Raw genomic sequence first — 13,342 nt, 5'->3', positions numbered from 1 at the left:
GACATTCAGGTTACAAATCACGTCCAAAACTCTTTAGACTCGCCCCACGACTTTTAACGAGAATGATTGGATGCGCAGGTTTACCTTAGCCCTTGGCTTGATCTTTTGGCTCCCAACTCTAGCCAATGCCCAAAGTTTGCAAGACAAGTGGCAAACCCTGTATCAACTGAGCTGGCAATCATCCCCAATCCTAGTATCTCAACAAGAGTTGGCTCAGTATCCGAAAGTTCTGCTTCATGAACGTAGCCGCTATCCTGATTTCAACCAATTCAGTTGGGACGACATCGCAGCGTTAGCGTCAATACAAGATCACTGCCGAGCGATTGAAAGCAATAACCCTTCATTAGATGACGCCATCGAGTTTGAGCTCGCTTTGTGTCAGCAACAAGCATTGGATTCCATTTGGTTTGCAGCACACTCCAAACGACACCCTGCAGGTGGCAGTTTTGCTGATCGTTATTTAGCCGCTTACCCAGATGTGACCGAGCAGATACGCCCATTTTTGAGTATTACCAACCCTCAGCATCCTTTATATAACAAGCTAGAAAACCTAAGCGCACAAGGCAGAGAAGCACTGCTCAGTGGATACCGCGCTTGGCAACAGGACGATGTGCTTTGGTTAAGTGGCGAACAAGGCTGGAAAGCCATTCCCTTAAATGTTTGGCAACCTATTGCAGAGCGGCAAGAGGTATCTTTGACGGGTGAAACCTGTACTTTTCGTTACAGCAACGTGTGCTTAAGCGAGCCTAGCAATGACAATCTGATCATGAAAACCTTGATCTTTACATTGCTGTTAACGTTGCTTTCCGGACTCGGTAGAGTCTTATACCTAAGAACAAAACAACGAAAAGAGAGGCAGTTCGTTTTACAGCTTCTTACTCATGAACTGCGCACGCCAATTACTAGCCTAGGCTTAACCGTCGAAATGTTTAGAAATCGCTACGATGACTTTTCTGATGAAACTCAAAATGCGGTTTGGCGTTTAATATCCGACTATCAAAGGCTCTCTCAGCTCACCGAAAACAGTAAAGTGTATCTAAGTTCGGATCAGTCAGAACCTTTGTTGAAGCAAAACGCTTCATTAGAAGAGTGGCTCGATCATGTATGTGAAAAGCACAATATCGAGTATCAATGTTATTCAAGTGATGCTGAACTTAACCTACCGTATTACTGGCTAACCATCTGCTTAGATAACTTGATTAAGAACGCTAAACAGCACGGTATAGGTGAGGTTTTGGTCAAGGTAGAACTCGCTGATAAGCTCAGGATTGAGGTGCAAGACGAAGGTCACTTCCCTTCTTTTCTGCAACGGTTAGTATCTCGAGCAACACCGAATATCAATCACAGACAAGACAACATGGGCATTGGCCTCACAATTGTCGAACACTTGATGAAACAAGCGAATGGCCGCCTCATTATTCTTCGTAACCCAACCCGATGTATTTTGGAAATAGCTTATGAACACCCTACTGCTGATTGAAGACGACCATCTACTTGGACAAGGCCTCGTCAGCTTCTTTGAGTCCAATGGTTACCCATGCCTTTGGGCGAAGGATTCAGAGAGTGCCAGTAAGCAATGGTTCCGCGCCGATCTAGTGATACTGGATCGACAACTCGAAGACGGTGACAGCTTGCGACACCTGCCGAATTGGCTACTCCTCAAAGCGCTTCCTGTGATTGTGTTAACCGCTAAAGTGGAAGTCCAGCAACGCGTAGAAGGCTTAATGGCAGGTGCCAAAGATTACGTCACTAAACCTTTCTCAAACGAGGAGTTGCTTGCTCGAGTCATTACCCAACTTCGTCCGTTAGGGGTGAGCCACTTAAATTACGCAAATATCCAAATCAACTTGTCAGAACGAATCGCTTATTTGGATGAAAGCCCGATCACGTTAAAACCTAAAGAGTTCCAGTTATTGGTCTTGTTTGTTCAGAACCAAAGTCGCGTGTTTCATCGTGATGAGTTACTCAATAAGATTTGGGGTTATCAAGCCTTTCCAAGTACCCGAACCGTGGATAATCACATACTGCGCTTGCGCCAGAAGCTGCCAACCCTAAAGATCGAAACACATCGCGGCGTTGGTTACCGCTTAGCTGGGGAATCATAATGAGAGTCACTTCGTTAATCGCATTGATCTGCGCTTTGCCGTTTGCGTGTCACGCCGCTTGGTTTACCAACACACCATTGCAACATACGTATCAATCTCTGCTTGATGAACAACCTCAAGTCGCGTGGCAAGAGCTTCAAATCGCACTCGATCAACAAACACTCGATAGTGAGCTTTGGCTGCCTGTGAAACAAGAGATATTGAGCCAAACTCAATGCGGAACTTCACTAAGACAAGACACTGAGACGAAACATCACATTCAAGTTAGCTTCATTCGACGCTACGGCCTGTCATCGCAAGGTTATCAAATCAAAGTCGCTGCAGAGCAACTCAGTGAAGACACGAAAATCCAAACACAACCTATCTCTCTGGTTTCCCCAAGAGGTAAAATCCTTCTCGATGGACAACTCGCTTCTAACAATGAGTATCAAGAGATTGAGACTAGTGAAATGTTTATCAAACCCGAATCTGGTGTTTATCAACTAAGGATAGGTTCGAACCACTATCCTATTGTTGTCGCTTTAGACAACAGCAAGCGATGGTTAACACTCGAAAGTAAACTCAGCGAACCACATATCGTGATCACGCCACCGAAGGTGATCGACAACTGCCCTAACGCCAATGTGAGTTGGCAATGGTTCGATGAGAACTACAACCTGTTAGGCTACAAAGTGCCAATCAAGACAGCGCAAGCACCCGTTCCCACAGAAAGCCCACTAGGGACTAATGCCAAACACTTGAGTGCTTCGGTTGAAATGTTTGAATACCAAGGCGCGATTGAAGTCCAATATGTGCAGCGTGTCGCGGTGCCTTTCTAATGGAATGCATTCAGAAGAAGATTAGAAACTAGGTAATGCAGAAAATAGAGACATATAGGTGACAAAGCACTAACGCTACTTGGGTGTAATGACCGTACTTACCCTTTACGGAATCTAGATATGCTCAGCGTACGTCACCCACTCAATCTTTCTACTTGTGCCATTGTAGCTTTAACAACAGCTTGTCTGTTTTCATCCAATGCACAAGCGAGCCAAATAACGCTAACCAGTAATAGCAGCGTCAACGCTAACACCACTACCAACAATACAGTCTCTATTTCTTCGAATACTTTAGAGGTAGATTGGAACGGCTTAAGCGTTAACAGCGCCGCTCTCACCGTTGATAGCCAACCACAGAAAGTGACCAATCTAGTCATTGGTCTTTCCGATAAAACTAACTCAGCAAAGACCGCAACTTGGACCTTAGTACCTAGTGGGATAAACGTTGAGGCCGAGCTTAATCAAGACCAGCTCACTTTTCAGTTCAGCTTCCCTTCAAATATACAGGTGAAACGTAACCAGCCCGTAGAGTTGGCGTGGTTTGATCTTGCAGAACAACAAACTCAGACCCTATTTCTTCCTTTTAGCGAAGGCATGCGTGTACCTACAAATAACAAGCTTTGGGGTAGTTATCTAGTCGACAACCATTCTGGAAGCAACACCACTCAAGACCTAAAGATGCCTTTTTGGACAGCACAACAGAACGACCACTTCATTAGCTACCAGATGATTAATGCAACCAACAATCAACTGCTCTTTTCAGATGCGTCCTCTAATGCTTCCTCAAATACAAAGACAAAAATTGATATGAAGGCATCACACCAATTTACGATGCTCAATCAGTCACAGCCTTTTATTGTTCGTATCACCCTCGGAGACTCGTGGTTAGATGGTGCCAAACAATACCGAGATTGGCGCATCAATAATGACCAGTCCGAAACACTTGTAGCAAAGCAAAAGTACAATCCAGATGTGAGTAAGTTGATCGGCGCGAGCCACATTTATTTGTTTGGTAAAGACCCATTAAGCGTCCAAGATGTGAGTGACTGGTGGGGATTGAAAGCTTGGTATCTAAAGGGCTCTAAACTCAACGTTTCCAAGGAAGCAAAAAGAGAGCTTTCATCACTCTCCAAGGGCAAAGATTGGTTCAGTCAGTACCACAAACAGTTATTGTTGGACTCTATTAGCCAGTCGTTGCAGGTGTTATTTCCAGTCGGTACTGCGACACTCGAAAACAACACGATCAAAGCTCAATACGTGGCAGCGCAGAATAAGAAAAATTGGTTGGTTGAACACGCCTCCCCCTACCTAAACTCGTCAGACACTTGGGGACAAGCGTTGTCTTCAGACATGGTAACCAATCTAAATAAGGCAGGCTTAAACAAACTTTGGCTCGGATTTGATAATTGGATGCCAGCATTCTATCAACCTAACGCTGTGGGTCTGGCAAAACAGTCGGGATATCTGGTCGGCACCTATGACTCCTACAACACAGCCATTCCTGCGAAGCTGAACGACAACTGGCTAACCGCTCAATTACCAGAGCCAATGCGTCAAAGTTGTGCCATTGAACTAGCGGATGGCAGCCTAAAAAAAGGGTTTCGAGGTAACGGATTCTATCTTAATCCGAATTGCCATTTAGATTACGTAAAGCAGCGCGCTCAAGACATTATGAAATTCGGCAACTTCAACAGCTTGTTCTTAGATGTTGATGCAACCGCCATGGCACGTGAGGATTACAGCGGCTCTATAGACAATCATAGCAAGAGTCATAGCAACAGCAATGTCAATGGCGATACAAACGAATCGGATATGCTTTCTGCCTTCAACAACCGAATGCTGTGGCTAAGCGAGCAACCATCGTTAGTATTAGGATCTGAAGACGGCAACAGCCTAACAACAAAAGGCATCGCGTTTGCGCACGGCTTAGAAACGGTTGGTTTTGGCTGGACAGATAAAGACATGAAAGAGAATCGCCAATCTCCCTATTACTTAGGTCGTTGGTACCCAGACCACAAGCCTGACTTCTTCTTTAAACCCGCCGAGGTTAAAGAGCCCTACAAGTCACTACTGTTTTCGCCACAATATCGAATTCCGTTATACCAAGCCGTTTTCCATGATGAAGTAATCAATACGCACCATTGGCACTCAGACAGCCTTAAGTTCACTAATGTACAAGCAGAACGTGACTTAACCGCGATGCTGTACAACACCCCCCCGATGGTTCACTTGACCAGAGATGAAGCTTTATCAAGTTCAAGTCCAAGGATCAAAGCACTCAAACGCTATCAAGATGGCTTTGAACCGATGCACGAACAGTTATGGGATAAAGAGTTGGTCGATTTCGACTGGTTAGATAAGAACGGCGATGTTCAACAAACCGAGTTCAGTGACGGGAGTAAGATCATAGCCAACTTCTCCAACAAGGCATTTCGTCACAACGGTATCGATATTGCTGCCCTATCGGTCAAAGCTATATTAGTGAATGGACAAGTCGTCGACTGGCAGTCAACTTATCATTAGCTTCGATACGGTTTAGGCAAAGCGATTAATAGGAAGCCTAAGCACTTATTTACCCGCTAAGGTTATCCCCCGTTACTTTTGCTTCCTATTTTGAAAGGCAGTCAGTAGATAGTCGATAAAGACCTTTTTACGTTTCGGCATCAACTGCCTGTCTGCATACACTAGGCTTACTGAAACTTCTGGCATCTCATATTCAGGTAACAAACGAATCAGCTTACCTGTCTTGAAGTGTTCCCGACAAATGAATTCAGGAAGCACCGCCAAGCCGAGCCCATCCACACACGCTGTTAGGCATGCCGTGATGGTATTCACCCGCAACTGACACGGTAGATCGATCAAAATCGACTCTCCGCCTTCTAATTGCAAATGCCACTTAGGTAGACGTGCCGCCTTGTTCACCACCTCAATCATCCTAAATGGAGGCTTAAGGTCATCGGGTGAAGAGATTTCACCGAACTGTTCTAAATACTCAGGGCTGGCTACCAATACACGCTTCGATGTTGTGAGGTAGCGAGAAACCAAGCTCGAATCCACCAGCTCACCAATTTGCGCGTAAAGATCGATCCCCTCCGCAATGATGTCGACTTCTCGATTCGACAGTTCTAAGTTCAAAGTCACGTTTGGGTGCTCTTTTAGGAAACTGTGGATGTATGTGGCTAATACTTGATGTCCCAATTCGACAGGCAACACAACATTCAACTGCCCTCGGATCAAATCCTGATTGGCAGAAACCTCTAACTCAGCTTGGTTCATGATCTCTTGCATCTGCATGCTCGACTGATAAAAGCGCTCACCCTCTGGCGTTAAAACTAAACTTCGTGTCGAACGAGTGATCAACCTCACACCTAGGTGCTGCTCGAGCTCATCAAGCTTTCGGCTGACGGTCGACTTGGTCATGTTCAATGCTTCAGCTGCGTGCGTGAAACTCCCACAATCAACAACTTGTGTAAAAACAGTCACAGCATTTAAGTCCATCGTACTTCTCCCAAAGCTATATTAGTAAGATTTTTGCAACAGTGTTTCCCTTTTTTCCTATCTTATCAATCAATCGAATTCATTTACAATTCGTTACATCTAAATAAAAACAAAATGAGAAATAAAAAATGACAGAGAACAATAACGCTTCGCAATCAGTAAGCACAAAAAAACGTAAAAAAGCTCCGCTTATTGCTACTGCGATCATGCTGTCATTAGGTCTTGCTGGTGCCGGATATTGGTACGGCTATGGCCAATACTTTGAATCTACCGACAATGCCTATCTACAAGGCGACATCACTAATATAAGCCCGAAGGTGTCGGGTTATATTGTTAAGTCTTACGTGAGTGATAACCAATCGGTTAAACAAGGTGACTTGTTGGTTCAAATCGATGATCGTGATTACCAATCTGCACTTGCTCAGGCGAATGCGCATTTAAGCGTCGTTCAATCAAGCGTACACAACCTTATCGCTCAACAAACGTTACAACGTAGCCAAATAAATCAAGCTGACAGCCGTGTTGATTCCGCACAAGCTGAATACGAGCGTGCAATCCAACAAGTCGTGCGTTCTCGTAGCTTATTAAAGCGTAACTATGCTTCGCAAGATGAAGTCGACAGCATGGTCGCACAACAAAAAGTCACCCAAGCAGAACTTGAAGAAGCAAAAGCAAACCTCGTCGCAAGTAATGATCAACTAATCGTGATTGCGAGTGAAATCGAACAAGCAAACGCATCCGTGACTGAAGCTCAAGCACAAAGAGATCAAGCACAACTTAACCTTGATTACACCAAGGTTTACGCGCCAGCGGATGGCGTGATTGGTAAACGTAGCGTCCGCGAAGGCTTGCTGATTCAAGCAGGCGCACCACTTATGAGCTTGGTACCAAACAACCAAGTGTGGATTGAAGCTAACTTCAAAGAAACACAGCTAAGCGGCATTCACAAAGGCCAAACGGTAGAAGTCGAACTGGATGCCTTTCCGGGTCAGCCACTTGAAGGCATGGTAGACAGTTTCTCCCCTGCAACTGGCGCCAAGTTTGCGCTCCTACCACCAGAAAACGCGACAGGTAACTTTACTAAAATCGTTCAACGTGTACCGGTGAAAATTACCATTCCAGATCAGCAAGAATTGAAAGGTCGACTGCTTCCTGGTTTGTCTGTGGTAGCGACCATCGATAAACGAGGCTAGACCATGAGTAACGCTGGTGTTGTCACCCACACTAATGATGATGGCGAGGTTTCAAGACGTCATTGGATCGCCCTATTTGGCGGTTTGATTGGCGCGTTCATGGCGATTTTGGATATTCAGATCACCAACTCGTCTCTTAAAGATATTCAAGGTGCGCTATCTGCCACCTTAGATGAAAGCTCGTGGATCTCTACGTCTTATCTTGTCGCAGAGATGATCGCTATCCCACTCAGTGGTTGGCTTTCTAAAGCGCTCGGTAAACGCCGTTATATCACGTGGACGACGGCCATTTTCACCATTTCATCTTTGTTGTGTTCGTTCTCTTGGAACATGACCTCGATGATCGTATTCCGAGCGATGCAAGGCTTCAGTGGTGGCGCTTTAATCCCGCTTGCTTTCTCGTTAGTGATTCAGTTATTGCCTGTTAACAAACGTGCTGTGGGTATGGCACTGTTTGGCGTAACCGCGACCTTTGCTCCATCGATCGGCCCAACATTTGGTGGTTGGTTGACGGAGAACTTTTCATGGCACTATATTTTCTACATCAATATTCCGCCTGCTTTGCTTGTGATCACCATGATCCGATATGGTTTGGATGATGAAAAGCTCGACCTTGGCACACTGAAAAAAGCCGACTGGTTTGGTATCGCCACCATGGCGTTAGGGCTAGGTTGTTTGGAAGTGGTACTAGAAGAAGGTAACCGTGAAGAGTGGTTCAGTTCGAGCTTTATTATTGGCTTGAGTATCGTGTCGGCGGTGAGTTTGGTTTACTTCGTGATAAACGAACTCCAACACAAAAAGCCATTAGTTAATCTGCGGCTATTGCGGGATGGGCAGTTTGCTATGTCTTGTATCGCCTATTTGATTCTAGGAATGGCGTTGCTTGGCTCTATCTATGTGCTGCCGATGTATCTCACTCAAATTCAGCAATATAACGCGATGGAAATTGGTGAAGTATTAATGTGGATGGGTTTCCCACAGCTTCTGATATTCCCAATTGTGCCTAAGCTAACACAGATTATTAAGCCTAAGTACTTGGTTACCTTTGGCTTCGCGATGTTCGGTTTTAGTTGTTACGTAAATACACACATGACAATCGACTTTGGCGGGCAACAACTGATTTTGTCCATGGTTCTGCGTGCTATTGGTAGCCCATTTATTATGGTTCCGCTGTCTTTGGTTGCCATGAAAAACATCAGCAAAATGGACACGCCAGATGCATCTACCTTAACCAACGTAATGCGCAACCTAGGGGGTGCTTTTAGTATCGCGATTATCGCTACGCTACTCGACAACAAAACGCGCGAGCATTTGGCGCATATCAAAGAGTCGCTGCCTTCCGTGAGTCAACTTGGTTGGCAAACGCTTCAGCAACAACAAGCGTTTTTCATTCAGTCAGGAAGTGATGCCGCAACGGCGATGCAACAAGCGCAAGCAAGCTTACTTGGTACAATGCAACGTGACGCTGCCATCATGGCTTACAACGATGTGTTCTTAATGATGACGGCGTTCTTGGCTCTAGCGGCAGTATTGATTTTTAACATGCGTGATTAGCGCTAGTTTTTTAGTTAGTAATGCTTCAAAAAGGCTACATTTCGGATAAAAAATCGAGTAAGAAAACAGAGAGGTAAGCTTATCGGCTTACCTCTTTTTTATTTCTAAAACACGGATAACCCCACAAAAATAAGGTAAACGCAGCCTGCGTTTGAAGGCTTTCATAAATGTTATCGAATACTCTTTAATTACCAATAGTTTATTGAGTGTTTGTATGTGATATAGGCACCTTGACAATGTGCAACCTGACACCTAAATTAAACATAACATTTGGTATTGAGGAAAATGGATTTGACCTTACCAACAGACCTTCGGGTTTTGATTGTCGACGACTCTAAGAGCGCAACAATACTTATTAAGCAGCAACTCTCGAGCTTGGGCATTTCACATGATTGCATCTTTATTGCGACCGATTATCGACAAGCCATCAAGGCGGTCGAGACGCACTCATTTCATGTACTCCTCATTGACTACCACTTAGAGCAATCCTTCACGGGGTTTGAGCTTTTGGGGATCCTTTATCGAAACAGGCTCATCGATCATACAGTCGCCACGATTCTTGTTTCTGGGGATATGCGTCAGGAAACCGTATTGACGGCCCTTTCAGGCGAAGCACATCACTTTGTTTCTAAACCGATCAATACTCAATCTTTAGGCAAGAAGATTCAAAGTGCTGTGTCCGTTTCGAAGAAACTCACCCAACTGAATGACTTATATCCGATCACTAATCTGGAACGATTGACACAAGCGTTAGCGATCTCCCCTAATGGCAATAGCGTTCAGTTTGAAGCGACGTTGATTGAGCACTTAATTGGAGGCAAAGAATGGGATTTGCTTTCAAGCACAATCAACAACTCGAACACGAAAATGCACCCGACCAAATTAGTCGCAGAGGCATTAATTCTAGACAGCTTGGGTAAACCGAACCTAGCCATAGAAAAGCTCCACAACTACCTGATTGCTCAGCCGTTGTCATTAAACGTTATTGATTGTTTAAGCTGCATCTATGAAAAACATAATATGTTACTGCCTGCACTTAAACTGGCCATAAGAGCGTTTGAAATGACGCCTAGCATCAGTCACCGTGCGATAAGAGCAATCGACTTGGCAGAAAACGTCGATAACACCCTTATGCTTATCAAGCTTGGTGAGATGTACGCGACGCATATATCGTCTGCCGACATTGATATTATTCATTCCATTGACGCTCACTTCAGTTCACTAAAGGCGACCTACCAACGTGAGACTCAATTAAAGTACAAACGTATCCTGCTGGAACATGCTAATCAATTCACAGAGTTGGTAAACCTCAAACTTCCCGTAAAACAACAGCAACAAGTTCTGGCCAGCCTTGCCCTATTTCAAAGTAATATTTTACTCATTGAGAACAGCCCTCAAGTTTCTCACAAGAAAGTGATTCGAGCCTCGACACTGTTAGCAAATAACTTTTACAACCAACCCACTCACTTATTGCTTCAATTGCTGCCTCTTCTGACTTACTTTGGCGAGTACTCCCTGTACCACTTAGTTGCAGAGTGCTTAAAAGCTCGAGGGGAGACAATAAACCATCAACTTGAATCAAAAGATGTAGATCCTTCTACTTGTGTAAATATCGAAAATTCCGATTCCATCCAAGAACTAAAGGACTACATTCACAATTACCCATATTCAATTGCGGCGAAACTTGACTATATATATGCCGTCCATAAAGCTCATATAGAAGAAAACCTTAGACACGAATACTTGAAACAGCTCGCACAGCTAGAGCTTCCACCAAGATGGAGCCAATGGCTCAGTGATTCATTAAGATCTGGTTTTTCTACTAAGCCGCCCAGCCCATTTTCAACATACAGCCGACAGGAGTCTATATGCTAGATTTTGATGCCCTAAATGCCTACTTAGATAATGACAAAGAAGTAATTTTCGCTGTGTTGTCTGTGTATCAAGAAGACCATGGCAATTCATTAGAAGAGATACAAGAACTGGTACAGCAACAGGATTGGGGCAAGCTTCATTTTACCGTACACACATTAAAAGGCATATTAGCCAGCTTCGGCGAAGAAACCGCCACCGTGGCCTTAGAAAGAGTCGAGCAAAACACACTTAATAAGCTTGCACCTCAAGATGATGATCTTTCTGTTATCTACAGCGAAATGAAGATCATCAACAAACAAATCGATGAGGTGCTCAGCACTTATTAGTCAATTCACTGAGCTTTTAGTATTCCGTAACAGCTTTTAGTCTCCACTAATAGTTTTATAGTTTTACGCAGCAAACAATGTCAGCTGAACAGGTTAAAGAGCTGAGGTGCTTTGGCAACATGGAACCTCGACTCTTGCCATTTTCTCCTCATTATCCCCTGTCAATTACATAGTCCAAACACACCTATAAATTCACCTCACTTATCTACATATAACGATGCATAACACGTGCTTTATAAACCCTGCATGTTCATGTTTTATCTGCAATAACGTCCCTCTCAATAAGATGTAACTTAGTTAAATATTTGTAGTTCTTTTTGTGACAAAAACATACGAAATTGCATTTTATTTATTGGTAAAGAAGAAACTGTTATCTACACTCTAATGAAACCAAGCGTTAATCACTTGGTGGCATAATAATAAAGTGAAAAAATAAAACGTTCAGTCGGCTAAAAAAGGACAAGGAAATGAACAATGACAGTTTTGCTGCGTTTCAGGGGCTCACGGATGACACACCCATTAAAGAATCATTTTCTACCACTGCAGAACCTTATGCTCACTATCTAAAGGATATTGTGGGGATTGATCTACTGTCGCGTGAAGATGAGGTGTATTACGCAAAATTGAATCGCGCGGGTGACAAGCAAGCACGTGACATCATGATCGAATCAAACCTGCGACTTGTTGTAAAAATCGCAAAGAGTTACCTAAAACGTAAAGGCAACAACTTCACGCTGCTCGACCTGATTGAGGAAGGTAACATCGGCTTAATCAAAGCAATCGATAAATACGACCCCGAACCCGGTTATCGCTTTTCGACTTACGCCGTATGGTGGATTCGAGAGAATATTGAAGCGGCATTGATGAACAAAGGTCGTACTGTCCGATTGCCCGCCCACGTATGCAAAGAAATAAACAGCCTCGCGTCCAAAAAGCTCGATGTAAGTAAAAAAATGAGTAGAGAGATTTCTATTTCAGAGTTGTCAGACAGCTCTGGCGTTAAGGCAAAACGTGTCGACCAACTCGTGGCGCTTAGCGGGTTTATTGACGTGACAACAACGGTTGGTATCAGCCACGCACCGATAGTACTTGAACAGTGTGAAAGTGAGTATATCCCCGACCCGCAAAAAGATTGTGAAGACCAGTCTTTTACCCAAGCTCTAGAGCAAATCATAAACACACTGCCACCCAAATTACAGAAGGTTCTCATTCACCGTTTTGGTTTCTTTGATAACAAGGTGAAAACACTGTCTGAGGTGGGACAAATGCAAGATGTAAATGTTTCTAATGAGCGTGTTAGACAAATGCAGAAAGAAGCAGTCGAGAGAATTCAAAAACGACTCAAATTTGATGGTTGGGTGTAAGTCTCACCCCTACTGAGAAGTTATAACGACAGGAAAGAACAATAACGTTAGACAAAAGCATCGTTAATTGAGAGCAACAACGTTAAGTAAAAAGAACCTTAAGGGTGAGCCTCAAAGCTTGCCCTTTTGTTTGCCTGTTTTGTTTACCTGATTCGCTAGAAAAACAAAAAGATCGTAAGCACACGAACCGTAAGTCGCTAATGGCTAATGGCTAATGGCAAGTGCCACTGCATTAACTTACTTTAAAGAAGTGACTCGCTCACTGCGTAAAATGAGATAATTGATGTAAGTGGTTTCAAGGCAATCTTGTTCCCACACAGATAAAATCCGTTTGGCCGCAAAATAATAATCTTTGTTTCTCAACAGCATCCCAACGGTGCCGCTGAGCTTTTCAAATCGAACGTGATCGCTCGCAGAGATGTAGTCATCTTCACTTTCAATAATGGGTGCTAAACCATCAGCAAACCAATTATTCAATATTTCTCGCATCTCTAATTCAGACTCAGGCACGTCCACACTAGACAACTCTCGATGTTGAGGTGGTGGCACGATGTACTTCGACGCTTGCGGTGAACTGACATAACGATACATGTCGTCCCTCCTTTCTAA

11 protein-coding genes are annotated in these 13,342 nt (G+C 44.0%); 9 read left to right on the top strand and 2 right to left on the bottom strand.

The annotated features are described in order from the left end of the window. The first annotated feature begins 70 nt into the window (after positions 1-70). The 4 genes from L3V35_RS00425 (at position 71) to L3V35_RS00410 (ending at position 5,446) form a co-directional block, all read left to right on the top strand. A complete protein-coding gene (locus L3V35_RS00425; RefSeq protein ID WP_237298086.1) occupies positions 71-1,480 on the top strand; it encodes a DUF3404 domain-containing protein in 1,410 nt (469 codons plus the stop codon). Then, on the top strand, positions 1,458-2,105 hold the full coding sequence (locus tag L3V35_RS00420; protein WP_054541141.1) for a response regulator transcription factor: 648 nt from the start codon (positions 1,458-1,460) through the stop codon (positions 2,103-2,105). The genes L3V35_RS00425 and L3V35_RS00420 overlap by 23 nt, the downstream gene beginning before the upstream one ends. Continuing rightward, positions 2,105-2,923: a DUF2861 family protein gene (locus L3V35_RS00415; protein WP_237298085.1), complete on the top strand. Its 819-nt coding sequence runs from the start codon at positions 2,105-2,107 to the stop codon at positions 2,921-2,923. The genes L3V35_RS00420 and L3V35_RS00415 overlap by 1 nt, the downstream gene beginning before the upstream one ends. A gap of 120 nt (positions 2,924-3,043) precedes the next feature. Next, positions 3,044-5,446, top strand: a complete 2,403-nt coding sequence (locus L3V35_RS00410; RefSeq protein WP_237298084.1) for a glycoside hydrolase — start codon at positions 3,044-3,046, stop codon at positions 5,444-5,446. Positions 5,447-5,518: 72 nt separating this feature from the next. Here L3V35_RS00410 and L3V35_RS00405 read toward each other — a convergent pair whose 3' ends face one another. Next, positions 5,519-6,421, bottom strand: a complete 903-nt coding sequence (locus tag L3V35_RS00405) for a LysR family transcriptional regulator (protein WP_017092646.1) — start codon at positions 6,419-6,421, stop codon at positions 5,519-5,521. A 128-nt stretch (positions 6,422-6,549) separates the two neighbouring features. Here L3V35_RS00405 and L3V35_RS00400 point away from each other — a divergent pair, with 128 nt between their 5' ends. The 5 genes from L3V35_RS00400 (at position 6,550) to L3V35_RS00380 (ending at position 12,733) form a co-directional block, all read left to right on the top strand. Further along, a complete protein-coding gene (locus L3V35_RS00400) occupies positions 6,550-7,614 on the top strand; it encodes an HlyD family secretion protein (RefSeq protein ID WP_237298083.1) in 1,065 nt (354 codons plus the stop codon). A 3-nt stretch (positions 7,615-7,617) separates the two neighbouring features. Continuing rightward, positions 7,618-9,168, top strand: a complete 1,551-nt coding sequence (locus L3V35_RS00395; RefSeq protein WP_004730582.1) for a DHA2 family efflux MFS transporter permease subunit — start codon at positions 7,618-7,620, stop codon at positions 9,166-9,168. Between the two features lie 285 nt (positions 9,169-9,453). Further along, entirely contained in the window at positions 9,454-11,043 is a 1,590-nt protein-coding gene (locus L3V35_RS00390) for a response regulator (RefSeq protein ID WP_237298082.1), read from the top strand. Continuing rightward, positions 11,037-11,369, top strand: coding sequence for an Hpt domain-containing protein (locus tag L3V35_RS00385; RefSeq protein ID WP_017079133.1), 333 nt, complete (start codon positions 11,037-11,039; stop codon positions 11,367-11,369). Before L3V35_RS00390 ends, L3V35_RS00385 begins: the two co-directional genes overlap by 7 nt. 467 nt (positions 11,370-11,836) lie before the next feature. Beyond that, a complete protein-coding gene (locus L3V35_RS00380) occupies positions 11,837-12,733 on the top strand; it encodes a sigma-70 family RNA polymerase sigma factor (protein ID WP_237298081.1) in 897 nt (298 codons plus the stop codon). Between the two features lie 237 nt (positions 12,734-12,970). On the opposite strand, the gene L3V35_RS00375 is transcribed toward L3V35_RS00380, so the two are convergent. Next, positions 12,971-13,324, bottom strand: a complete 354-nt coding sequence (locus L3V35_RS00375; protein ID WP_237298080.1) for a hypothetical protein — start codon at positions 13,322-13,324, stop codon at positions 12,971-12,973. Positions 13,325-13,342: the final 18 nt, after the last annotated feature.

Origin of the sequence: Vibrio sp. L5-1 (assembly GCF_021728315.1) — a bacterium.
GTDB lineage: Bacteria > Pseudomonadota > Gammaproteobacteria > Enterobacterales > Vibrionaceae > Vibrio > Vibrio splendidus_K.
Note: the sequence above shows the minus strand (reverse complement) of the source record. Positions and strands in the feature narration are given on the sequence as shown.

Excerpts from the sequence above, each read along its gene's own strand:
- L3V35_RS00425 (WP_237298086.1), top strand. The coding sequence starts at position 71 with ATGCGCAGGTTTACCTTAGCCCTTGGCTTGATCTTTTGGCTCCCAACT.
- L3V35_RS00420 (WP_054541141.1), top strand. The coding sequence starts at position 1,458 with ATGAACACCCTACTGCTGATTGAAGACGACCATCTACTTGGACAAGGC.
- L3V35_RS00415 (WP_237298085.1), top strand. The coding sequence starts at position 2,105 with ATGAGAGTCACTTCGTTAATCGCATTGATCTGCGCTTTGCCGTTTGCG.
- L3V35_RS00410 (WP_237298084.1), top strand. The coding sequence starts at position 3,044 with ATGCTCAGCGTACGTCACCCACTCAATCTTTCTACTTGTGCCATTGTA.
- L3V35_RS00405 (WP_017092646.1), bottom strand. The coding sequence starts at position 6,421 with ATGGACTTAAATGCTGTGACTGTTTTTACACAAGTTGTTGATTGTGGG.
- L3V35_RS00400 (WP_237298083.1), top strand. The coding sequence starts at position 6,550 with ATGACAGAGAACAATAACGCTTCGCAATCAGTAAGCACAAAAAAACGT.
- L3V35_RS00395 (WP_004730582.1), top strand. The coding sequence starts at position 7,618 with ATGAGTAACGCTGGTGTTGTCACCCACACTAATGATGATGGCGAGGTT.
- L3V35_RS00390 (WP_237298082.1), top strand. The coding sequence starts at position 9,454 with ATGGATTTGACCTTACCAACAGACCTTCGGGTTTTGATTGTCGACGAC.
- L3V35_RS00385 (WP_017079133.1), top strand. The coding sequence starts at position 11,037 with ATGCTAGATTTTGATGCCCTAAATGCCTACTTAGATAATGACAAAGAA.
- L3V35_RS00380 (WP_237298081.1), top strand. The coding sequence starts at position 11,837 with ATGAACAATGACAGTTTTGCTGCGTTTCAGGGGCTCACGGATGACACA.
- L3V35_RS00375 (WP_237298080.1), bottom strand. The coding sequence starts at position 13,324 with ATGTATCGTTATGTCAGTTCACCGCAAGCGTCGAAGTACATCGTGCCA.